Here is a 23,264-nt window from a genome sequence, read left to right on the forward strand (position 1 = left end):
GATGAGACGACAGCCGCATCGGAATTTTGCAGAACGCGCTCAAGGACATGCGTCGGTTTGCGCGGGGGTACGATGGGCATTGGGGGCGGACAAAGAGTGAAGCCGAAATCAGGGCGCCGCCGCTGGCAGCCCCTGCTGCTCGGCGGCACCGCCCTGATGGGCTTCGCTTTCGCCTCGCCGGCCACCGCCGACCAGAGCTGGGTCGGCACCACCTCCGGCGACTGGTTCACTGGCTCCAACTGGAGCGGCAACGCCGCGCCGACCGGCAGTGATAACGTCATCATCGACACCACGACGCCGAACGCAGCGACGATCAACTCGGGCACGACAGGGTACGCACAGGATATCACGGTCGGCAACAACGCCACCGGCAGCCTCTCGCTGACCAACGGATCGGGGCTGTACCTCGGCGGCTTCACGTATATCGGCCGTGGCGCCGGATCGACCGGCACTCTGACGTTCAGCGGCGCAGGATCCGGCCTCGACATCACCAACAACGTCTATGTCGGATATGACGGCAACGGCACGCTGGACTTCAGCAATGGCGCCAGCCTGTCGGGCTATTACATGTTCGTCGGCTTCAATACCGGGTCGACAGGCATGTTGACCGTGAGTGGGACCAATTCGTCCATCGCCTTGAACAACGATCTTCACGTCGGTGTGTCCGGCACCGGCACGCTGGCCGTCACCAACGGCGGCACGATCAATTCCTCGCAGCTCACCATCGGCACCAACACGGGCGCGAGCGGCACGGTGACGGTCGACGGCGCAGGCTCCGCGATCAACCCCGTGGCCTACATCATCGTCGGGGCCAGCGGCACCGGAACGCTGAACATCACCGGCGGCGGCAGCGTGTCCGGCGGCAACATCTACGGCGTCTCGATCGGCGACCAGAGCGGCGGCGTCGGCACGGTCAATGTCAGCGGCGCGGGATCGACCTTCGCAACCTCCTCAACGCTCACCATCGGCAATGCCGGCACCGGCACGCTCAACGTCAGCAACGGCGGCCAGGCCACGGCCAGCGCCATGTATATCGGCGCCAGCGCAGGCTCCGGCGGCACCGTGAACATCCGCAGCGGCGGCCAGATCAGCGCCGGCGTGGTCTATGTCGGCATGAACTCCTCCGGCACGATGAGCGTCGCGAGTGGCGGCCGGGCCGCGATCGGCAGCCTGTATGTCGGCGCGTTCCCCGGGTCGACCGGCACGCTGAGCATCGACGGCGCCGGATCGATCGTGGCGGTCGGCAACAGCCTGGCGGCGGGGTACCTGGGCTCAGGCACCATCTCCATCAGCCATGGCGGCGAGGTCAGGGCGCTGTCGACGGCAACCATTCTGGACGTCGGCGTCAACGGCCAGGGCACGCTCGCGATCGACGGCGTCGGCTCCGCGCTCAATGCCGCTGGCTCGGAATTGCAGCTCGGACGCAACGGCGGCTCCGGGGCCCTTTCCATCACCGCCGGCGGCACAGCAACCGTCGGCACGGCGACCATTGCCGGCGGCGGCAACAACAGCGCGGTCACGGTCGATGGCGCGGGATCGCAGTTCAAGGCCGATACCCTGATCCTGGGCGGCAGCGGCGCGGCGACGCTGACCGTATCGAACGGCGGCAATGTCACCACCACCAACGCCATCTCCGTCGGCTCGGCCAGCACCATCAACATCGGTGCGGCTGTTGGCGCAGCGCCGACCGGCGCCGGCACCATCGCGGCGCCCGGCATCGACTTCGGCTTTGGCAACGGCACCATCGTCTTCAACCACACTGCTTCGAACTACGTCTTCGCGACGCCGCTGAGCGGCAGCGGCAATGTCGACGTCGAGGCCGGCACCACGGTGTTCTCGACCACGCAGGGCTACACCGGCGTCACCGAGGTCAACGGCGGCCGGCTGATCGTCACCGGTGACATCTCGTCGTCCGGCATCGTGCTGGTGAACAGCGGTCTCCTCGGCGGCACCGGCGTCCTGCCGATCACCCTCGTCGAAGCCGGCACGCTGGCGCCCGGCGTCGGCACCACGACCGGCACGCTGACCATCACCGACCGTGTCGTCTTCTGCAGCTGCAGCACCTACGCGGTGAAGGTGTCCGCGACCGGCGGCGACCTCATCCGCCTGACGCCGGGCAACATCGGCAACGGCGATGCCTTCCTCGACGGCACGGTGAAGGTGACTTCGCCGACCGCGAGCTACCGCTTCGGGACGCCCTACACCATCCTGACCGCGCCGGGTGGGCTCAACGACACCACGTTCGCATCGCTCGTTCTGCCGTTTTCCGGCATGAGCGGCCGGCTGAGCTATACCGATACCGACGTGCTGCTGACGCTGACCTCGCACCTCGCCACGACGCCGGGCCTCAACCGCAATCAGCAGGCGGTGGCCGGCGCGATCGACGCCGCCCTCAACGCCGGAGGCGCAAGCGGCGGCTTCGGCAGCCTGTTTGGCGCCCCGGCCGCCTCCTTCTCACAGGTCACCGGCGAGGCCGCGACCGGCTCGCAGCAAACGACCTTCACGGCGATGAATGCGTTCCTCGGCAGCCTGCTCGACCACGGCGGCGCCAGTCTCGACGGATCGCCGGCGGCTCCCACGGCCTTCGCCGATGACAGCACTGTCGCGCGCGCCCCGCGCGACGCCTACGCCATGGTCACCAAGGCAGGTCAGGCGGCCGATCCTTTCGCCGCGCGCTGGAGTGTGTGGGCGGGCGGCTTCGGCGGCAGCCAGAGCACCGACGGCAATGCCGCGCTCGGCAGTGGCGCGACCACCAGCCGAATCGCCGGCGGCATGGTCGGCGCCGACGTCCGGCTGTCACCGACCACCGTGGCCGGCTTCGCGCTGGCCGGTGGCGGCACGACCTTCGATGTCGCCGGCAGCGGCAGCGGCCGTTCGGATCTGTTCCAGGCGGGTGCGTTCGTCCGCCAGTCCATCGGGACAAGCTATCTCTCGGCTGCCCTCGCCTATGGCTGGCAGGACGTCACCACCAACCGCAGGGTAACCCTCGCCGGGGTCGATCAGTTGCAGGCGCGGTTCAACGCCAGTGCGTTCTCCGGCCGCATCGAAGGCGGCCGCCGCATCACGACGCCGTGGTTCGGCCTGACGCCCTACGCCGCCATCCAGGCCACCGCCTACGACCTGCCGGCCTATGCCGAACGGGCCTTGGTCGGCAGCAACGCCTTTGCCATCGCGTATGGCGCCAGGAGCGTGACCGACACCCGCACCGAGCTCGGCATCCGCCTCGACCGCTCGTTCGCCCTTTCCAGTGCCCTGCTGACCCTGCGCGGCCGCGCCGCCTGGGTCCACGACTTCAACCCCGACCGGACGATCGCCGCGACCTTCCAGGCCCTCCCGGGCGCCTCGTTCGTGGTCGGCGGCGCGACGCAGGCGCAAAATGCGGCGCTCACCAGCGCCGGCGCCGAAGTCTCCTGGGCCAATGGCCTGTCGGCGACCGCCACGTTCGAGGGCGAGTTTTCCGACGTCAGCCGCTCCTATGGCGGCAGGGGCACGCTGCGCTACCAGTGGTGAGTGGCGGGCCGGCCATCGCGCCCGGCGCCCCCTCGGTTCCGGCCCGCACCGCCGCCCGGTTCCGCCCGCGCCGCTGCGCGCCCCGCCGCAGGCGGGGGCTTGCAAAACGTGCGGCATCCGGCGATGCAGGGTCAGGCCCGACCTGCCGGCCATCCCTATCGGACACGACCAGAAGGAGATCACCATGACAGACACCATCGGCATCATCGGCGCCGGCACCATGGGCAACGGCATCGCCCAGGTGTGCGCGGTGGCCGGCCTGAACGTGGTGATGGTCGACATCTCCGACGCCGCCGTGCAGCGCGGCCTGTCCACCGTGGACGCCAGCCTCGTGCGCCTGATCAAGAAGGACAAGCTGACCGTCGCCGACCGCGAGGCCGCGCTGGCGCGCATCACCGGCACCACCGACCGCGGCAAGCTCGCGAACTGCGACCTCGTCATCGAGGCCGCGACCGAGAACGAGGAGCTCAAGGTCAAGATCCTCAAGGACGTCTGCGCGACGCTGAAGCCCGACGCGCTGATCGCCACCAACACCTCGTCGATCTCGATCACCAAGCTCGCTGCGGCGACCGACCGTCCCGACCGCTTCATCGGCCTGCACTTCTTCAATCCGGTGCCGATGATGGCGCTGCTCGAGCTGATCCGCGGCCTGCAGACCTCCGACGCCACCCATGCGAAGGCCGAGGCGTTCGCCAAGCGCATCGGCAAGGTCTCGATCACCGCCAAGAACAGCCCCGGCTTCGCCGTCAACCGCATCCTCTGCCCGATGATCAACGAGGCGATCTTCGCCCTGCAGGAGGGCCTTGCGACCGCCGCCGATATCGACGAGGGCATGAAGCTCGGCTGCAACCACCCGATCGGCCCGCTGGCGCTCGCCGACATGATCGGCCTCGACACCATGCTGTCGGTGATGGACGTGTTCTACAAGGGCTTCAACGATCCGAAGTACCGCCCCGCCCCGCTGCTGAAGGAAATGGTCGACGCCGGCCATCTCGGCCGCAAGACCGGCAAGGGCTTTTACGACTACACCGCCAAGGCCTGAGCGCCGCCAAGACCTGATCACGACAAGGCCTGGGCCGAACCCGGCGCATCCCGCACCGGCAACGGCGCCTGCCGATACGGCAGCGCAGCGCCAAAATTGCGTCAACCAAAACCGCGCGACCGCGTTATCCTCGCATCGGGGATCACGCGGTTGCGCCATGACCACGATCTGGACCTGCAAATCCACTGCCGATCTGCGCCGCGAAGCGCAAGGCGGCACGGAAGCCTCGGCACGGCCGCTGCGCCGCACGCTCACCGCGACGAACCTCATCGCCCTCGGCGTCGGCGGCATCATCGGCGCCGGCATCTTCGTGCTGACCGGGCACGCCGCAGCCACCAACGCCGGACCGGCGGTGACGCTGTCATTCCTGTGCGGCGCGGTGGCCTGCGCCTTCGCCGGACTTTGTTACGCCGAGATGGCCGCAGCGGTGCCGGTGAGCGGCAGCGCCTACACCTATGCCTACGCCACGCTCGGCGAACTCGTCGCCTGGATCATCGGCTGGGACCTCATTCTCGAATATGCCGTGGGAGCGATCGCGGTCGCGATCGGCTGGTCCGGTTATGTCGTCAGCTTCGCCCGCGATCTCGGCATCGCCATCCCCGACCGTTTCGCCTCGGCGCCGTTCGCCTATGACGCCGCGACCCACACCTGGTCAGCGACCGGCGCCATCGCCAACATCCCGGCGATGATCGTCATCGCCGGCATCAGCGCGCTGCTGGTCGCCGGCATCCGGCAGTCGGCGCAGTTCGGCGGCGTGATGGTGGTGCTGAAGCTCGCGGTGATCGCGCTGTTCCTCGCCTGCGCCGCGCCAGCGGTCAGCACCGCCAACTGGGTGACGGCGAGCAATCCGGCCGGCGCCTATATTCCTCCTGCACAGGGTTTTGGCGTATTCGGCTGGTCGGGCGTGGTGCGCGGCGCCGCCGTGGTGTTCTTCGCCTATATCGGCTTCGACGCGCTCTCGACCGCCGCACAGGAGGCGAAGACGCCGACGCGAGACGTGCCGATCGGCATTCTCGGCTCGCTCGTCGTCTGCACCGCGCTCTACATGGCGGTCGGCTATGTGCTGACCGGCATCGTGCCATTCGACCGCCTCAATGTACCCGACCCGATCGCGGTCGGCATCGACGCCGCCGGTATCGGGTGGCTCGCACCGTTCATCAAGCTCGGCATCATCTTCGGCTTGACCTCGGTGATCCTGCTGATGCTGCTGGCGCAGCCGCGCATCTTCCGCGCCATGGCCCATGACGGCCTGCTGCCCAAGGCGGCGGCGAAAGTTCACCCGACCCTGCACACACCCTACATCGCGACCATCGTGACCGGCGCCGTCTCTGCGCTCCTCGCCGGCGTGCTGCCGATCGGCCTTGTCGGCGAGCTCGTCAGCATCGGCACACTGTTCGCCTTCGTGGTCGTCTCGATCGGCGTTCTCGTGCTGCGGCTGACCGAGCCGGAGCTGCCGCGCCCGTTCCGTGCGGCTGCGATCTGGCTGGTTGCACCCGCAGGCGCGCTGACATCGCTGTTCCTGATGATCGGCCTGCCGCTCGACACCTGGGTCCGGCTCGGCGTATGGCTCGCTCTCGGCCTGTTCATCTACGCCGCCTACGGCCGCCGGCACAGCAGGCTGCGGCAACAGTCATAGGTTCAGAGCCGACGCCGCATTGCAGCGCACTGCGGCTGCGCGGCTGCGCGGCCGCGCCGCACCCGGCGCTGTCAGGGTCGCGCTGGTCGGCGTGCGGTTTGCTTGCTACAAAATCTCCCGGTGTCACGTTGCAGATGCTGACCGCGCGACAAGTCGCGGCAGCGGGGAGGAACGATGGCTTCGCGTCAAGACATGGATTCGACCGGCGCCATGCCGCGCCGCACAGCTGCCCTCACCCTGTCATCGTCCGTCATCACGCGCCGCATGGCGCTAGGCCTGATCGCTGTCGGCGTGGTGGCGAGACCGGCTGCCGCGCAGGACTATCCATCGCGGCCGGTTCGCTGGATCGTCAGCTATCCGGCCGGTGGCTCCACCGACATTCTCGCCCGCCTTGTCGGTCAGCGGCTGTCGGAGCGGCTGAGCCAGCAGTTCGTGATCGAGAACAAACCCGGAGGCGGCAATAACATCGGCACCGAGGCGGTGGTGAACGCCGAGCCCGACGGCTACACGCTGCTGCTGATCAACCCCGCCAATGCCATCAACACTTCGCTCTACCCGAAGCTGAACTTCAACTTCGTTCGCGACATCGCCGGCGTCGCCGGAATCGCCCGCGTGCCGAACGTGATGATCGTGCCGAACGATTTTCCCGCCAAAACAGTCAGCGACTTCATCGCCTATGCCAAGGCGAATCCCGGCAAGATCAACATGGCCTCATCCGGCAATGGCACCTCGGTCCATCTCTCCGGCGAACTGTTCAAGGCAATGGCCGGCGCCGAGATGCAGCATGTGCCCTATCGCGGCTCCGCGCCGGCGATCACCGACATGCTCGGCGGCCGCGTCCACGTGATGTTCGACAACATGCCTTCGGCGATCTCCCATGTGCGCGCCGGCAGCCTGCGCGCGCTCGCGGTCACCAGCGCGGCCCGAACGCCGGAGCTGCCCGACGTGCCGACCGTTGCCGAAACCGTGCCCGGCTATGAGGCCAGCGCGTGGTTCGGCATCGGCATGCCCCGCAAGACGCCGAAAGCCGTGGTGGAGCGGCTCAACAGGGAGGTCAACACCATCCTCGCCGAGCCTGGCATGAAGACGCGCATCACCGAACTCGGCGGCGAGCCACTGATCGGAACGCCCGCGGACTTCGACGCCATCATCGCCGCCGAGACCGAGAAGTGGGCAGAGGTCGTCAAGTTCGCCGGCGCGCGGGTGGATTAGGGCCGAGGGCTGGCGCTCACCAGATCCACAGCGTCATTGCCGGACTTATCCGGCAATCCGGCTTGGTTGCAGTGCCAAGTTCGCTTGAAGCTGGATCACCGGGTCAAGCCCGGTGATGACGCGGTATACGCGGAAGCGCTTGCCGCTTCCTTCGCCTCACTTCACCAGCGGGCAGCCGCCGTCCTTGAGCGGCCGGAACGCCTGATCACCGGGCACCTCGGCGAGGATCTTGTAATAGTCCCACGGTCCCTTCGACTCCTCCGGCTTCTTGACCTGCAGCAGCAGCATGCTGTGCACCATGCGCCCGTCCTCGCGCAGGTAGCCATTGTCGGTGAAGGCGTCGCGCACCGGCATCTCGCGCATCTTGGCGAGCACCGCCCTGGTCTCCGTGGTGCCGGCGGCCTGCACGGCCTTGAGATAGTGCAGCGTGCCGCTGTAGGTCGCCGCCTGGTTCATGGTCGGCATCCGCTTCATGCGCTCGAAAAAGCGCTTGCCGAAAGCGCGGGTGCGTTCGTTCTGGTCCCAGTAATATGCCTCGGTGACGATCAGTCCCTGGGCGAGCTTGAGCCCGAGGCTGTGGATGTCGGAGATGAACATCACGATGCCGGCGAGGTTCTGGCCGCCGGCGACGATGCCGAACTCGGAGGCTTGCTTGATGGTGTTGATCGTGTCGCCGCCGGCGTTGGCAAGGCCGATGATCTTGGCCTTGGACGCCTGCGCCTGCAGCAGGAACGAGGAGAAGTCCGGCGTGTTGAGCGGCGCACGGGCGCTGCCGAGCACCTTGCCGCCGGCCGCCTTGACGACCTCGCTGACGTCGCGCTCGATCGAATGACCGAACAGATAATCAGCGGTGACGAAGAACCAGCTGTCGCCGCCCTGCTTGACGATGGCGCTGCCGACGGTATGCGCGTTGGAATAGGTATCGTAGGTCCAGTGCGCGGTATAGGGCGAGCACGACTTGCCGGTGATGTCCGAGCTCGCGGCATCGGTGACGATCATGATCTTCTGAAACTGCCTGGACATCTCCATGCCGGCGAGCGCGGTCGCCGAGGTGGGCATGTCGATGATCATGTCGACGCCTTCGCTCTCGTACCACTTGCGGGTGATCGCCGCGGCGACATCGGCCTTGTTCTGGGCATCCGCGCTGATCATCTCGATCGGCCGGCCCAGCACCTTGCCGTTGAAATCCTCGATCGCCATCCGGGCGCCTTCGACATTGCCGGCGCCGCCGATATCGGAATAGACCGAATTGAAATCCGTCAGCACGCCGATCTTGACCGGCGCCGCCGACTGCTGCGCCTGCGCGGCACAGCCAAGCGCAAGCGACGTGACGAGCGCCAGCGACGCGGCGCGACCCACCATCCTCATGAAGCCTCCCTGCGATTTTCGAGTCGGCTGTTCCGCCGATCTGCGTGCAGCATGGCGGGCCTCCCGCAGCCATGCAAGGGAGCCGATGCGGTTCATGTCGCCGCATGCCTGGGTGTGCCGAACGAATTTTGCATGGTGGAATTCAGCGACGGCGACGTGCATGGCGAGCCAACGCGTCGCACCGGCCGACAGCCGGCGAGCGAACGGAGATGTCGCATGAAGGCCACCGAGCGCTGCCCTGCCATCCGCGGCCCCGCCGGACACATCCGGACATGCCGAATCCGGCGGGAATGGTATAGAGACGAAGAAGGGAAGCGGCGTCGCAACGACGACCGCCGAGGGGAAGCCATCATGCTGCGCGTTTGCGGTCGTCCATCGCTTTCGCCGTTTCGCCGCTTTGCAGGGCTGGGCTGGACGATCGCCGCCGCGCTGGCGGTCGCAGCACCAGCCCGCGCGGAAGGGGTGCGCACCGATCAGCTCACCATTCCGGCGGTGATCGCCGGGGCCGGCAGCGGCACAGTGCGGCTTGAGGGCATCGTGGTGCGCCCCGACGACGGCGCCCCCCACCCGCTGGCGATCATCAACCATGGCTCGCCGCGCGACGGCAACGACCGGCCGAACATGTCGCCGTTCCGGATGTGGACGCAGGCCAGCTGGTTTGCGCGCCGAGGCTGGACCGCGGTCGCGTTCCTGCGGCGGGGCTATGGCCAGTCGCCAGGAGGCTGGGCCGAGACCTATGGCCCGTGCTCCCGCCCCGACTACGCGACCGCCGGACTCGCCGGCGCCAACGACATCGCCGCGGTCGCCCGCGCCCTGGAAGCACAGCCTTTCGTCAGCAAGGGGCGCTGGATCAGTGTCGGCGTATCCGCCGGCGGCTTTGCCACCGTGGCGTTGACCTCGCAGCAGCCGCCCGGCCTCGTCGCCGCGATCAGCTTCGCGCCTGGCCGCGGCTCGTCCGGCCCGGATGCCGTGTGTGGCGAGCCGCAACTGGTCGCCGCGTTCGCCCAGTACGGCAAGACGTCACGCGTGCCGCTGCTGTGGGTGTCCGCCGAAAACGACCACTTCTTCGGACCGCGCCTGACGACACAACTCTCCGAGGCGTTCAACGGCGCCGGCGGCCATGCCACCCTTGTCCGCACGCCGCCGATCGGCGCCGACGGCCATGAGCTGTTCGGCGCTGCCGACGGACCCAGGATCTGGACACCGATCGTCGAGACCTTCCTGCGCGCCAACAGCCTCGAGCTGCGCAGCACGCCGATTGCCGTGACCCGCCCGAATGTCGCTCCGCCCGCAAGCCTCGGCGCCGGCGGCCGCGCCGCGTTTAACACCTATCTCGACAGCGGCCCCAACAAGGCCTTCGCCGTCAGCGGTTCGCATTTCGGCTGGGCCAGTGGCCGCCGCTCGCCGGACCAGGCGCGCGAGGATGCACTCGAATTCTGCAACGCCAACGCGAGCGACTGCGCCGTCGTCAATGTCAACGATCGTGCCGGAAAATAGCGCGCAGGGAGCACATTCTCCATTGATGGAATCGCGAACGCGCTGCAGATCGCTGATTTCACGCGCTGTCTTCTCGCGAACCGGTGCCCGCTTCGCCCGAAATGCTCTAACGGTGCACGATGAGAACGAGCCCGGACACGACGGCAAAGCCGAGCACGAACAGGCGCAGCCGACGCTGGTCCAGCCGGGCATAGGCCAGGCGGCTCAGGGCGATACCGACCAACAGCACCGGCAGCAGCAGGACCGACGCCTGCGCCTGCCACCAGGTCAGACGGCCGGTGGCGGCGAGCAGCAGCAGAGAGAACACCTCGCCGATCAGGAAGCACAGCGCGACGTTGGCGCGCAGCTGCGCTGCACTGTGATGCTGATAGACCAGCGCCAGTGGCGGCCCGCCGATGCCGGTCGCGGTCTCGGTAACCCCTGTGACCAGTCCCGCCGCAACGAAGGCGTGGCGTGACGGATCGAACTTCGGCGCTAGCAGCGAAGCCATGGCGGCGAGCAGCGTCGCAACGCCGACCAGAATGTTGAGCATCGCCGAGGACACCGCAACCAGGATCCAGTAGCCGACGAAGGTGCCGGCGGTGCGACCGGCAGTGATCCAGCCGGTGCCGAACCAGTCGACCGCGCTGCGCTCGCGCCAGGCGACGAAAGCATTGAGCGGCAACATCAGCAGCAGCAGCCCGCCCGGCAGCAGGTCAGGCGCGAGCAGCGCCAGCATCGGCGCGATGATGAGGGCGAAGCCGACACCGATCGTCGCCTGGATAAAGCCGGCAGCGGTCACGACCACCGCGATCGCCACGAACAAGGAAATGCTCACGCGCCGCTCCGCACCATCGCGGTTGCCCGGTGCTGCTGCGACGTCGGATGCACGCGCTTGATCGGCGCTCGCGCGACGGTGCGTTGCGCGGCGGCAGCGACCTCACGCATCAGGGCGCGGCCGTCCCAGTCTACCGGCCAGCCTTCCCACAGCCGCAACTGGCCACCGACCATCACCGCGACGATCTGGTCACGGTTGCCAAGCCGTACCAGCTCCCAGGTCAGATCCCACGACGGCGCGAACTCCGGCGTTTCGATGTCGACAAGCAGGCAGTCCGCGGCGAGCCCCGGGGCGATCCGCCCGGTCACGGCACCGAGACCGACCGCCCCTGCGCCCGCGGCGCAGGCATGGTCGATCCAGGTCCAGCCGCCGCCGCAGGAGGAATCACCGATCGATAGCCCGAAAGCATAGCGTTGAGCGGCTTCCGCAGCATCGAGCAGGCGGAACCCGTCGCTGCGGGTGCCGTCGGTGCCGAGACCGAAGCGAATGCCCATGGCGTCCATCAGCGCGGCCGGCGCGACGGCATTGCCCTTCCAGGCCGACGCCACGGGATTGTAGGCAACCGCCGTATCGGTGGCGCGCAGCATGGCGAGTTCGGCCGGCGTGATCAGCGTCGCATGGGCGAGCAATACCTGCGGGCCGAGTGCACCGATGTGATGCAGGTGTTCGATCGGCCGCAGGCCGCGGTCGACCAGCGAGCGCTCCACCGCCACCAGATGCTCATTGACATGAGTCTGGAACACGACCTTCGCTTCCGCCGACAACGCCGACACCTCGCGGAGCGTCTCGTCGGTCGCGACCTCCGGGATCGATACCGCGAGCGAGGGATGCACCTGGGCATGGCCCTGCCATCGCACCAGATGCGCGCGCGCCTGCTTCATCACCGCAGCGGCGTTGCGGCCGATATCGTTGCAGATGAAGCCGAGCACGCAGCGCAGCCCCGCCTCGGTCGTCGCCCGGGCGACCGCCGATACATCGCCTTCCGCGCGGGTGCCGGCGTCCACCACCGTGGTGAAGCCGCCGCGCAGGGATTCCAGCGCTGCCGCCTTGCTGGAGAGGTAGACCATCTCCTCGTCCAGTACGCCCTCCATCGGCACCCAGATGCGACGGAAGATCTCCGACGGCTCGCCGAACGCCAGCGCCTTGCCGAATGTCTGGGTGAGATGGTGGTGGGCATCGACAAAGCCCGGCATCAGCAACATACCCGGCAGCTCGATGGCTTTCAGATGCGGGTGCCGCGCGGCCAGCGCGTCGGCAGCGCCGACGTCCTGGAATACGCCGCCGGCGATCACCACGGCGTGGCCTGCGACGGGCCCATCGGGCAGCATCAGCTGTCCGGGCGCCAGCAACAGTTCGTCGGCCTGCAGCAGATGAGGAGCGAGATCGGTCATGGTCAGGGTCTTTCCAGGCTGTCGGCCTGTCATGCCGGCGAGACGTCGGCTGGCGCCGCATCAGCGGCCATCGGCGTCGGCTGCGACGTCCGCGACATGTTGAAGGCGATATTGAGCAGCACCGCGGTCACGGTTCCGGCGGCGAGGCCGTTGCCGAGCACCATCTGCACGTAGAACGGAAACTTGCTGTAGATGCCGTTGACCAGGATCGGCAGCAGACCCATGGCGAGGCCGGCGGCGAGCGTGAACAGGTTGCCATGGTCGCGCAGGTCGACTTTGCGCAGCTGGTCGATGCCCATCACCGCGATGATGCAGAACACGATCACCGCCGTGCCGCCGACGACCGCGCCGGGGATGGCGTTGATCAGCCGACCGAGCGGCGCGAATAGCGCCAGCGCGATCAGGATGACGCCGCTCGCGGCGGTGACGTAACGCGAGCGCACGCCGGTGGCGCGGACGACCCCGATGTTCTCGCCGGAGGTGATGATCAGCGAAGTGCCGAGGCAGGCGCCGAGCAGCGACACCAGAGCATCGCCGCGGATCGTCTTGGGCACCTCGACGCGCACGTCGATATCCTTGTCCACCGCCTCCGCGATCGCCACCGTCTGCCCCGTCGCCTCCGCCATGGAGATGACGCTGAACACCAGCAGCGGAATGGCCGCGACAAGATCGAACTTCGGCACACCGAACGGAAACAGCGAGGGCACGCTGAGCACGTCGCCCGACCACACCGAATCGAACGACATCAGCCCGGCGAATGCCGCGACCGCGGCGCCCGCAAGCAGGCCGAACAGCACGGCAAGCTGGCCGAGCAGGCCGTGAAACAGACGCGCAAACAGCAGCGTGAAGGCCACCGTCGCCAGCGCCAGCAGCACATTCGACGGCGCCGCGAAGTTCGGCGAGTTGGGCGCGCCGGTGACGATGCCGCCATAGACCTTGACGAGGTTGATGGCGACCAGCAGCAGCATGGTGCCGATCACGATTTTCGGGAAGAAGCGCAGGCAGCGCGCGAACACTGGCAGGACCAGGAAGTAGAACAGCCCTGTCAGCAGCACCGCACCGACCGCGGTCTGCAAGTCAGTCTGCTGCGCGATGGTCAGGAAAATCACCACCGGCGCGCCGCCGGGCACCATGATGAACGGCAGCCGCGCGCCGATCTTGAGCGGGCCGAAACTCTGCAGCAGCGTGCCGATGCCGCAGACCAGGAAGGTGGCGCTGATCAGGTTCAGCGTCAGCGCCGGAGAGAAATTGAGCGCCCGCGCCACCAGGAACACCGAGGTGATCGGCGACGCCGCCATCACCAGTACATGCTGCAGACCGAGCGGCACGAGCCGGCGCAACGGGAGCACTTCATCCACAGGAAGGGTCTTTGCAGCCATCATCATTCCTCCGAGGAATGGACGTCGCCCGCATTCCACGGCGGACGATCGGCCGATGAAACTCAGTAAATCGATTTAATACGACAAAATTGAGCTGGAATGATCCCGGATGTCAACTGCCATGGTGCACAATCTGCCGGCTGCGGCTGCCGATCGAACAAGCTTTTGCCGGCCGAAATGGCATTATAGGACTGCGAATCCGAAGCTTAGGATCTCTCATGCTGAAGCGCCGCCCCCGAATCGTCGACGTCGCCAAGGCGGCGGGCGTGTCGCCCGCCACCGTCTCCAACGTGTTGAACCGGAGCCGGCATGTCGATGATGCAACGCGGGAGAAGGTGCTGGGAGCTGTGGCCCGGCTCGGCTACACGCCGGACGTGCGCGCGCAGCGGCTGCGCACCGGCCGTGCCGCCACCATCGCCATCCTGTCCTCCATGCCGTTCGCCGTCGCCGCGGGCCCGTCGCGGCTCGGCTTCCTGATGGAGGTCGCCGCCGCCGCCGCGACCGTCGCGCTGGAGCGCGGCGTCGCGCTGGTGCTGGTGCCGCCGGTGGAAGCCGACCGCGCCCCGATCGAACAGCTCGATGTCAGCGGCGTGCTCGTGGTCGAGCCGCTGGCGGATGATCCGGAGGTCGCCCGGCTGCGGGCTCGCGGCATTCCCGTGGTCAGCATCGGCCGCCAGCCCGACGCCCCCGGGCAGCCGTTCGTCGATCTGCAATCGACGCTGACGGCGCAGCTCATGCTCGATCACCTGCGCGAGTGCGGCAGCCGCCGCACGGCGCTTGTTATCGGCGCACAGCCACGCAACTCCTACCGCGAAACCGAAGCAGTCTACGAGACGTTCATTCGCCGCCACCGCATGCCGAAACGTCTGCTGCAACTCGACGAGAGCGCTGGCATGGCTGCTGCGCACGCGGCCTGCCTGCGGCTGCTCATGGAAGATCCGGAGATCGACGCGCTGTGCGCGCCGGTCGACGCCTTCGCCACCGGCGCCCTGCAGGCGGCGCACGAACTCGGCCGCAAGGTGCCGGACGACCTGCGGATCATCACCCGCTACGATGGCCTGCGCGCGCGGGAGAGCCGGCCGCAGCTCTCGGCGGTGAACCTCCACCTCGACGCCGTCGCCGCCGCCGCGGTGCACCTGCTAATCGATGTCATGGCCGGGACGACCACGGACCTGTCGCGTGTGGGCCCCGCCCCCACGCTGATCGCCCGGGAGTCGTCGCTATTGCTTCACGCTTAAGGTCGCTCTCATCGACCGGAACCCATCACGCATCCGGACCTTGCATGAGAGGGGGCGCGTGCGATGCCGACATTTCCGCTCACATCGTGAGAAAAATCCACTTTTCAGAACGAACGTGCTTTGCGCCTTTTCGCGTTTGAAAATCCGTTCCCTTGACTTCGAACCACCTGCCTTCAAAAAAAGAACACGATTTTCCTCGCCGCAAAACTGCGACGCCGCAATTGTCATGACAGCCTTCGGTACAGCCCGTGCCGGCGGAACGCTAGCGCGTGGCTGCAGCCAACCCGAGAGCTATCATGCTTCGCTCCCTTGCCATCCGCGCCGCCACTGCCGTTGCGATCGCGCTCACCGCCACCGCCGCTCACGCTGACCAGCCGCTCCGCCTCGCCGTCAGCGCCGGACCGCTGGCGCAGCTCGTGGAGTTCGTGGCCACTCGCGCAAAAAGCAAAGGCCTCGACATCAAGATCATCGAAACGACGGACTGGGTGACTCCCAACGAAGCGGTGTTCTCCGGCGACATCGATGCCAACTTCTTCCAGCATTCCGCCAACCTCGCGATCCAGAACGCGGCGCGCGGCTACAATCTGGTCGCGGCGGACCCTGCCGGCGTGATCGTGCCCGTTGGACTGTTCTCCAAGCGCATTAAGAACCTCGACGAGCTGTCCGTCGGCGCCAAGGTCGCCATCCCCAATGACCCGATCAACAGCGTGCGCGGCCTGCAATTGCTGCAGCGCGCGGGCCTGATCAGGCTCGACACCACCGCGGGCTTCAAGATCACTCAACGCGACATCATCGACAATCCGAAGAAACTTCAGATCGTCGAGCTCGACGCCGCGCAAACCTACCGCTCTCTCGATGATGTCAGTATCGCCATGGTCAACCTGACCTACCTGATCCCCGCGGGCGGTGACCCGAAGTCCGCTCTGCTGCTGGACAAGACCCCGGACGAGCAATTCATCATCCGCTTCATCACTCGCCCGGAAAAGAAGGACGATCCGCGGCTGAAGGCACTCCTCGCCGAATTCAGGACGGACGACGTCCGCGCCTTCATCGCCGCAAAACTGCCTGCCTTCATTCCGGCGTTCTGAGGCACGCGATGACCAAACAACTGCGCCTCAATGCCTTCACCATGAACACAGTCGGGCATCTGGCGCCCGGCCTGTGGACCCACCCGCGCGATCGTTCGCGCGACTACAAGAGCATTCGGCATTGGGCGGAGCTGGCGCGCACACTGGAGCGGGGACTGTTCGATGCTATATTCATCGCGGATGTCATCGGCGTCTACGATACGTATCACGGCAACCTTGATGGCGCGGTGCGCAACGCCATCCAGCTGCCGATCAACGATCCGCTGCAGCTGATTCCCGCAATGGCGCTGGTGACCGAGCATCTCGGCTTCGGCGTCACCAGCTCGGTAACCTATGAGCACCCCTATCCGTTCGCCCGACGGATGTCGACACTCGACCACCTCACCGGCGGCCGCGCCGCGTGGAACGTGGTGACATCCTATCTCGACAGCGGCGCCCGCGCGATCGGCCTGCCACACCTCGCGGTGCACGACGATCGCTACGACGTTGCCGAGGAATATCTCGATGTCTGCTACAAGCTATGGGAACGGAGCTGGGACGACGATGCGGTAATCGCGGACACCACGCGCGGCGTGTTCGCCGATCCGGCGAAGGTACATGCCGTCCACCACCACGGCCGGCATTTTCATGTCGACGGCATTCACCTGAGCGAACCCTCGCCGCAACGCACTCCGGTGATCTTTCAGGCCGGTGCATCGCGCCGGGGGCGCCAGTTCGCCGGTCGGCACGCGGAAGCGGTGTTCGTCAGCGCACCGACCCAGGCGATCCTCAAAAGCCAGGTCGACGCCGTCCGTGCCAGCGCGGCAGCGCAGGGCCGCCACCCCGACGATATCGTGGTCTTTTCCATGCATACCGCGATTGTCGGCGAGACCGATGCTGATGCGCATCGCAAATATGACGACTACCGCCGCCACGTCCGGCAGGACGGTGCGCTGACATTGCTGTCGGGCTGGACCGGCATTGATCTTGGCAAATACCGCCCGGATGAGCCCCTGCGCCATGTCACCACCAATGCCGGCCAATCGGCCGTCGAGGTGTTCAGTTCATCCGATCCGGCGCGATCATGGACCATCCGGGAGTTGGCCGAGTGGGTCAGCATCGGCGCGCGCGGGCCGGTCAGCGTCGGCTCGCCGTCGACCGTCGCCGACGATCTGCAGGCATGGGCCGAAGCCACCGGCGTCGACGGCTTCAACCTCGGCGCCGTGGTCATCCCGGAGACGTTCACGGATGCGGCCGAACTGCTGGTGCCGGAGTTGCAGCGGCGTGGTGCCTTCAAAACGGCCTACGCTCCCGGTACATTCCGCGAAAAGCTCTTTGGCCGGACCTCCCGCCTCGATGCCCGCCATCCCGGCACGGCGGCCTGAGCATCTGCGCGGACGCGCGTGCAATCGACGCGCGTTCAGGGCGGCTTCGATCCTTCCAGCATGGCGTACAGCACAAAGCGCAGCGGGCCGGGGGTGACCGCATCGAACGGCCAACAGGTCGACAGCGCCAGCCCATGGCCTGCTGCCTGTGGATCAATGCCGGCGGCGTCGAAGCGCACCACCGTCGCGTGGTCGGCGCGATAGTGCAAGGTCCGCCCGTCGGCGCGCGTCACCACGATGAGATCCCCGGGCACCACGTCCTTGAGGAATGCGAAGTGGGTGTCGCGGTGCGCGGCGTAGACGGCGACGCCGCGCTCGCCCGCATCCGGCGTATACTCGACATGCCCCGGACCGAACGCCAGCGCCTGGCCGCTGGTGCCTGCCAGTACGATCGCGCGGGCGCCGATGCGCGGCACGGTCAACCGCGCCACCGGCCAGGTATCGGCCCAGGGCCACGGCCTGATCGCCTGCCCCGTCGCGACGGTCGCCGCGAATGCACGCTCCAGCAGCACCTGGGCGAGCCGCGCCTTGGCGTAGATCCAGAGACCGTCGCCGATGGAGACAAGGCCAGCGAGAGCAAGAGCCGTAGCGATGCGGCGACGATTGATTGTCTGCCGGCAGCGCAGGGATATTGCCATCATGGCATTGCCCGCTGTCGTTCCGGACGCCGCGCAGCGGCGATCCGGAATCTCAACATTGCGGCACCTCGAAGATTCGAGATTCCGGGTTCGTCGCTGCGCGACGCCCCGGACGTAATGAAGGACGCGGCGCTGAAAACCACAGTTCCGAACAGCATGAAGATTCCCCGTCGGGGTTCGCGTCGGTCTCCCGCGACCGGTGGCCAAGCAGACGCGCGCGGCCGAGGGTGCCACGCGCGCCGTGGAAGGAGACGGGGACGATCCTCTTTCCAGTGGTTCCGCGTCAGCGGGCGAAACGCTGCCGGCGGACGACAAGGCACAGGCTGAGCATCAACAGCACGCTGCCGGCGATCAACTCGAGCTCCGCGGACGTCGCGGTCTGCGGCAGCTTCACCGATCCAGGCGCGGCCGGAAGCACCGGGCGGGCCTCGGCCAACCGTACCGTATCGGCATCTGCGCGGCGCTCGGCCGGCGCCTGGCGCGGCGCGCGCTCGCCGAACACGCTGGCGAAGTCCCAGCCCGCCGGCAGATTGATCGGCAGCTCGGCGAGGGTCAGCGGCGCGCCATCAGGACGGCTCGGCGTCTGGTCCACCGCAACCAGACTGGTGAGGCGTGACACCAACTGGTGCTCGAGCGCCAGCGACAGGATCGCCATATCCGCATCCTCCGGCTTGATCTGACGCAGCGTGCGGGCGATCTCCGCATCGGAGATCTTGCGCCGCGCCCACACCTTCGACAGGCCCTTGCCCTCCGCGGCGCCAGCAAGCGGCAGCGTCACGCTCCAGGGCCGGTCACCCACGCGCCCCTTGACCTGGAGGCTGCCGGCGAGACGATCGACTCGCGCTGCCAGCACCAGCGGCTCGCCGCGATAGAGGTCAGGAATGGCGACCGGCGTCATGTCGGCGACTGCATCGGAGAAAGTCACCGTGAGCCCGGTGACAGCCGGGTTCTCCAGCTTGGCAAAGAGGCCACGCATGCGCTCCTCGACGTCAGCGACCGATCCGATGTGCGTGAAGGTGCCGCGGCCGAGCTCCGCTGCCCGCGTCATCAGGTAGCTGTTGGGCGCGGAGCCGATGCCGACCATGAAGATCCGCGAGCGGCCCCGCATCTGACCGATGGTGTCGAACAACTGCTGCTCGTTGCCGATCGCACCATCGGTGAGAAACACGACCTGCCGGACATGATCAGCCTCCTCCGCGGCGCGATCGGTCAGCGCCGCGCGCATGGCCGGCACCATCTCGGTGCCACCAGCGGCCTGCAGCGCCTCGACGAACGCCTTGGCGTGGCCGAGATGGGCAGCATCGGCCCGCACTGCGTCGGGGAACAGCTGATCCATCGTGTTGTCGAAGCGGATCACGTTGAAGCGGTCGTTCGGCTGCAGGCGGCCCAACGCATAGAGCAGGCTCGCCTTGGCCTGTACGATCGAGGTGCCGCCCATCGAGCCGGAATTGTCGATGACGAAGATCACCTCACGCGGCAGCGGACGCTGCTCGGCCTGGGTCAGCGCCGGCGGCGTGACGAACGCCAGCAGATAGTCAGCGCTCCCAACCTGCTCGCGGAACAGTCCCACCGCGGGGGTACGGCCTGCCGCCGGCGCCCAGCTCAGTTCGAAGTCGCGATCTGCGGGCACGGCGCTCTCCTTGAGCTTGATGATGCGGGTCCCGTCGTCAGGGGCCTGCATTGTCACCTCGTGATGGGCGCTCTTCACCGCGCCGAGGGGGAAGCCGGCCTGCAGCCGCACGCTGATGGTGGTGGGGTTGAGCGGCGCCCCGGCCGCCGGATCGTGCACCTGCGGTGACGGCGGGGCATGATCGGCGACGGAATTCGTCGCCGTGCCCCAACCGCCGCCGTCGGTGCTGAAGTCGACGCTCTGCACCACCGGCGCCGGATTGTAGCGCGGGCCGATCACCAGCGGCACGCGCAGCGAGAATTCGCTGCCGGACTGGCGCACCGGCTCCTGATACTCGATCTGCACCAGCACGGTTTCGCCGGGGCCGACATTGGCGACCGCATTGGTGAAGATGTTGGGGCGCTCCTGCTCGACCAGTGCGGCCTTGCGGCCCTCGCGCTTCGCCTGCTCGTACACCGCGCGCGCCTGCGCCCGTTCCTTGACATTGCCGACGATGACACGGTCGCCGACCACCATCTTCAGGGTATCAACTGCGCCGGCGTTCGGCAGCGGATAGGCATACACCGCCTCGACCCAGTCCCTTGTCGGATTGCGGAAGGCCTGGGTGACGCGGGCGCGCACCGTCGGGCCGGAAACCACGAGCTCGACGTCGAGGCCAAGCCGTACGGCTTCGGCATAGCTGTCGTCGCCGCGCCTGAGCAGCAGCGAGCCTGCGCGGACATCGCCGGGCTTCATCGCCACGGGCATCGTGCTTTCCGCCGAGCGGCCAGGCTGAAAGCCGAGAAAGAATGCCGCAAGCCCCGCCAGGATAGCGGCGCCCATTCGCGGGATGTGCCCGCGCGGGCCCGTCGCGGCGCCAGCGGCCGGGAGACGAAGGATGTCGGCATCGTTGCAGAGAGTCTTGGCGTTCATGGGCGTCCATTCCCGGATCGATGTGGTCACCTGCAGTTGTCCATGACCGACGCCGCGCCGCGAGCGTGATGATCCGGATAGTTCCGCCATGGCCTGGTGCGGGGCCGGGCGGACCGCCGGCGGATTTGTGCGGGTTTGTGATGATTTGTGCGTCTGGTAGGATCGCTGCCGGATTCGAGGACCTGGGCATGGCGATCTCTGACAACGAACTGTCAGCGCAGCAGAGCCGCACCGTCGCGGCGCTGGTGCGCGAGGAGCTCGCGCGCCGCCGCCTGTCACGCCAGCAACTCGCAGAGCTTGCTAAAATCAGCCTCTCGACCCTGGAGAAAGCGCTCGGCGGTCAGCGCCCATTCACCCTCGCGACCACCATACGGCTCGAACAGGCGCTCGGCCTGTCGCTGCGCCAGACGATGAGCGACGAGGCCAGGACCGCGCCGCCGCCGACCGCCAACGGCGACGTCGCGCCGGACCATCTCGGCGCTTATTCCCGGCGTTCCGTCGACTGGATCGAGGGACAGTATGTCACGGTGCGGCCATCATTCGGCGGTGACGCCGAGCTGATCTACGCTTACCTCACCGACATCACCTGGGATGCCGCGGCGTCCTGCCTCGTGTTTCGTGAAGGCGAGCGCACCGACGCGGCCTACACCCAGTTCGGCGAGGTCGCGGTGCCGAACCAGTCGGGCCATGTCTATCTCGTCACCAACCGCCACGGCCAGCACCGCCTGATCACGGTGTCGCGCCCGACCATCGTCGGCGAAATGTACGGCATCATCACGACGCTGCTCGCCGGGCGGGGCTCCTTGCTGACACCGATCGCCGCGCCCATCGCACTGCTGCCGCTCCAGCGCGTTCCCGATCCGAGCTTTGGGCGCATCACCTCAGCGGACCCCCACTACGCCCTCTACCGCAGCCATCTGCACCGCACGGTCGAAGAGCCGTTCGCGCTGTTCGTCGGACGATAGCCTTCGGTTGCTACATCACCGGAAATAGTCCGGCAGGGTGAAGCCATCGTGGAAGCGATCGGACCGGATCGCCTGCTTGAAGCCGTCGGAGTGATAGGCCGCAACGATATCGCGCGCCCATTCGGCATCGGTGTTGCCACGACGAACGGCGACGACATTGATGTAGGGCGCGCCCATCTTCTCGAGGGCAATTGCCTCGGTCAGCTTCAGGCCGCTGTAGATGGCGAAATTTCCCTGCACCGCGGCATAGTCGACGTCGTCGAGAGCGCGCGGCGCCTGGGCGTTCTCGAGCGGCACGATCTTGATGCCGCTGGGGTTCTTGATGACGTCGAGTTCGGTGACATCGACCGGATTGTTGTCCTTGATCTCGATCCACTTGAGGTCGCGCAGGATCCACAGTGCGCGCTGCAGGTTGACCGGATCGTTCGGCACCGCAACCGTCATGCCCGGCTTTACGGCCGCATCGCGCGGATGTTTCTTCGAATACAGTCCCATCGGCGGCGTTGGCACCTGGACGATGCCGGCGAGATCGGTACCGTTGCGCGCGTTGTAAGCGTTGAGGAACACGGTATGCTGCATGATATTGGCGTCGATATCGTTGCGGAAGACCGCGGTATTCGCCTCGAGCCCGGTCGAGAACTCGTAGTAACGCACCGTATAGCCCTTCTTCTTCAGTTCCGGCTCGATGCCGGCCTTGAAGCCGTCGACATAGGGCCCGGGCACGAAGCCGACCTTGATCTCGGCCTTGGCCGCATCGCGCGCGGCCACGGGACTGGACGCATTCAGAACAGCAAACAGGAATAACAACAGCAGACGCGCCGTCTTCGGCATGATCGACACTCGAATGAAGGGATGATTGCAGGCGATGAAGTTCACAAAAGTGTAGGGCAACGCACGTGCAAGTCGACCAAATGGAAATCTAAATTTGTCACGCAGGGTAGATAAATTCGCGCGCTTATGTTGGAGTGACGGAAAATGTTGATCTCCTTGCTGCTCCGGCGGTCACATTCAGTCACATCAGGATATTTCAGGACCTGCCGAATGGCGGCAGCATTCGAAACACCAGGGAAGCATTCGATGCCGAGATCCTTTGCCGCCATGCTGGCCCTGCTCACCAGCCTTGTCGTCTCGCTGTCATCGGCGCATGGCCAGACGCCGACGACGGATACCGAGGCTGCGGCGCGCGAGCTGGTCACCACCATGAAGCTCACCGATCAGTTCATGGCGGTGATGCCGGCCCTCATCAAGACCATGAAGCCGGCCATCGTGCAGAACCGCCCCGATGTCGATCGCGATTTCGACGCCATCACCCCGACCCTGATGCAGGGCATGGCGGCCCATCTGGACGAGTTCGCGAACGCTGTTGTCGCGGTCTATGTCAGCAATTTCACCGCCGAAGAACTGCGTGCCGCTATTGCGTTCTATCGCACGTCGGCCGGGCAGAAGTTCCTGGCGAAGAACCCGCTGGTGATGCAGCAGACGATGGTGCTCGGCCAGAAGATCGGCCAGTCGATCGGAGCCGACATCCGACAGAAGATGATCGACGAATTGCGCAAGAAGGGCCACGCGATATAGTG

17 protein-coding genes are annotated in these 23,264 nt (G+C 66.8%); 10 read left to right on the forward strand and 7 right to left on the reverse strand.

Annotation, left to right across the window (positions count from 1 at the left end; translation table 11 throughout):
* Nucleotides 1–96 precede the first annotated feature (96 nt).
* From JQ639_RS10040 to JQ639_RS10055, 4 genes are all read left to right on the forward strand, one after another.
* On the forward strand, nucleotides 97–3,510 hold the full coding sequence (locus JQ639_RS10040; protein ID WP_211965966.1) for an autotransporter domain-containing protein: 3,414 nt from the start codon (nucleotides 97–99) through the stop codon (nucleotides 3,508–3,510).
* A gap of 184 nt (nucleotides 3,511–3,694) precedes the next feature.
* Nucleotides 3,695–4,552, forward strand: a complete 858-nt coding sequence (locus JQ639_RS10045; protein ID WP_211965967.1) for a 3-hydroxybutyryl-CoA dehydrogenase — start codon at nucleotides 3,695–3,697, stop codon at nucleotides 4,550–4,552.
* A gap of 157 nt (nucleotides 4,553–4,709) precedes the next feature.
* Nucleotides 4,710–6,188 (forward strand): amino acid permease, encoded by a 1,479-nt coding sequence (locus JQ639_RS10050; RefSeq protein ID WP_211965968.1) that lies wholly within the window; start codon nucleotides 4,710–4,712, stop codon nucleotides 6,186–6,188.
* Between the two features lie 210 nt (nucleotides 6,189–6,398).
* Nucleotides 6,399–7,400, forward strand: a complete 1,002-nt coding sequence (locus JQ639_RS10055; protein WP_211966550.1) for a Bug family tripartite tricarboxylate transporter substrate binding protein — start codon at nucleotides 6,399–6,401, stop codon at nucleotides 7,398–7,400.
* A 156-nt stretch (nucleotides 7,401–7,556) separates the two neighbouring features.
* Here the strand turns inward: JQ639_RS10055 and JQ639_RS10060 are convergent, their stop codons facing one another.
* The gene (locus JQ639_RS10060; protein WP_211965969.1) at nucleotides 7,557–8,768 is read right to left on the reverse strand and encodes an ABC transporter substrate-binding protein; all 1,212 of its coding nucleotides are present in this window, start codon (nucleotides 8,766–8,768) and stop codon (nucleotides 7,557–7,559) included.
* Nucleotides 8,769–8,900: 132 nt separating this feature from the next.
* Here JQ639_RS10060 and JQ639_RS10065 point away from each other — a divergent pair, with 132 nt between their 5' ends.
* Nucleotides 8,901–10,265 carry an alpha/beta hydrolase family protein gene (locus tag JQ639_RS10065; RefSeq protein WP_211965970.1) on the forward strand — a complete coding sequence of 455 codons (1,365 nt, stop codon included), beginning with the start codon at nucleotides 8,901–8,903 and terminating at the stop codon, nucleotides 10,263–10,265.
* 106 nt (nucleotides 10,266–10,371) lie between these two features.
* On the opposite strand, the gene JQ639_RS10070 is transcribed toward JQ639_RS10065, so the two are convergent.
* Genes JQ639_RS10070 through JQ639_RS10080 form a run of 3 tightly spaced genes read right to left on the reverse strand, consistent with a single transcriptional unit; the run spans nucleotide 10,372 to nucleotide 13,852 of the window.
* Complete coding sequence (locus tag JQ639_RS10070) at nucleotides 10,372–11,082, reverse strand: sulfite exporter TauE/SafE family protein (RefSeq protein WP_211965971.1); 711 nt, start codon at nucleotides 11,080–11,082, stop codon at nucleotides 10,372–10,374.
* Complete coding sequence (locus JQ639_RS10075; RefSeq protein WP_211965972.1) at nucleotides 11,079–12,473, reverse strand: amidohydrolase family protein; 1,395 nt, start codon at nucleotides 12,471–12,473, stop codon at nucleotides 11,079–11,081. Before JQ639_RS10075 ends, JQ639_RS10070 begins: the two co-directional genes overlap by 4 nt.
* A gap of 29 nt (nucleotides 12,474–12,502) precedes the next feature.
* Complete coding sequence (locus tag JQ639_RS10080; RefSeq protein WP_249123041.1) at nucleotides 12,503–13,852, reverse strand: uracil-xanthine permease family protein; 1,350 nt, start codon at nucleotides 13,850–13,852, stop codon at nucleotides 12,503–12,505.
* Nucleotides 13,853–14,070: 218 nt separating this feature from the next.
* On the opposite strand from JQ639_RS10080, the gene JQ639_RS10085 reads away from it, so the two are divergent.
* From JQ639_RS10085 to JQ639_RS10095, 3 genes are all read left to right on the forward strand, one after another.
* Entirely contained in the window at nucleotides 14,071–15,090 is a 1,020-nt protein-coding gene (locus JQ639_RS10085; RefSeq protein WP_211965974.1) for a substrate-binding domain-containing protein, read from the forward strand.
* 296 nt (nucleotides 15,091–15,386) lie between these two features.
* Nucleotides 15,387–16,178 (forward strand): MetQ/NlpA family ABC transporter substrate-binding protein, encoded by a 792-nt coding sequence (locus tag JQ639_RS10090; protein WP_211965975.1) that lies wholly within the window; start codon nucleotides 15,387–15,389, stop codon nucleotides 16,176–16,178.
* A gap of 8 nt (nucleotides 16,179–16,186) precedes the next feature.
* The gene (locus JQ639_RS10095; RefSeq protein WP_211965976.1) at nucleotides 16,187–17,542 is read left to right on the forward strand and encodes an LLM class flavin-dependent oxidoreductase; all 1,356 of its coding nucleotides are present in this window, start codon (nucleotides 16,187–16,189) and stop codon (nucleotides 17,540–17,542) included.
* A gap of 35 nt (nucleotides 17,543–17,577) precedes the next feature.
* Here JQ639_RS10095 and JQ639_RS10100 read toward each other — a convergent pair whose 3' ends face one another.
* Both JQ639_RS10100 and JQ639_RS10105 read right to left on the reverse strand, forming a co-directional pair.
* Nucleotides 17,578–18,183 carry a class GN sortase gene (locus JQ639_RS10100; protein ID WP_249123042.1) on the reverse strand — a complete coding sequence of 202 codons (606 nt, stop codon included), beginning with the start codon at nucleotides 18,181–18,183 and terminating at the stop codon, nucleotides 17,578–17,580.
* Between the two features lie 280 nt (nucleotides 18,184–18,463).
* Complete coding sequence (locus JQ639_RS10105; protein ID WP_256442983.1) at nucleotides 18,464–20,722, reverse strand: marine proteobacterial sortase target protein; 2,259 nt, start codon at nucleotides 20,720–20,722, stop codon at nucleotides 18,464–18,466.
* Between the two features lie 188 nt (nucleotides 20,723–20,910).
* Between JQ639_RS10105 and JQ639_RS10110 the strand changes: the two genes are divergently transcribed.
* On the forward strand, nucleotides 20,911–21,687 hold the full coding sequence (locus JQ639_RS10110; RefSeq protein ID WP_211965977.1) for a helix-turn-helix domain-containing protein: 777 nt from the start codon (nucleotides 20,911–20,913) through the stop codon (nucleotides 21,685–21,687).
* Nucleotides 21,688–21,702: 15 nt separating this feature from the next.
* On the opposite strand, the gene JQ639_RS10115 is transcribed toward JQ639_RS10110, so the two are convergent.
* Nucleotides 21,703–22,518 (reverse strand): MetQ/NlpA family ABC transporter substrate-binding protein, encoded by an 816-nt coding sequence (locus tag JQ639_RS10115; protein WP_211965978.1) that lies wholly within the window; start codon nucleotides 22,516–22,518, stop codon nucleotides 21,703–21,705.
* Nucleotides 22,519–22,764: 246 nt separating this feature from the next.
* Between JQ639_RS10115 and JQ639_RS10120 the strand changes: the two genes are divergently transcribed.
* A complete protein-coding gene (locus JQ639_RS10120) occupies nucleotides 22,765–23,262 on the forward strand; it encodes a DUF2059 domain-containing protein (RefSeq protein WP_211965979.1) in 498 nt (165 codons plus the stop codon).
* Nucleotides 23,263–23,264: the final 2 nt, after the last annotated feature.

Source organism: Bradyrhizobium sp. U87765 SZCCT0048 (genome assembly GCF_018131225.1).
Lineage (GTDB): Bacteria > Pseudomonadota > Alphaproteobacteria > Rhizobiales > Xanthobacteraceae > Bradyrhizobium_A.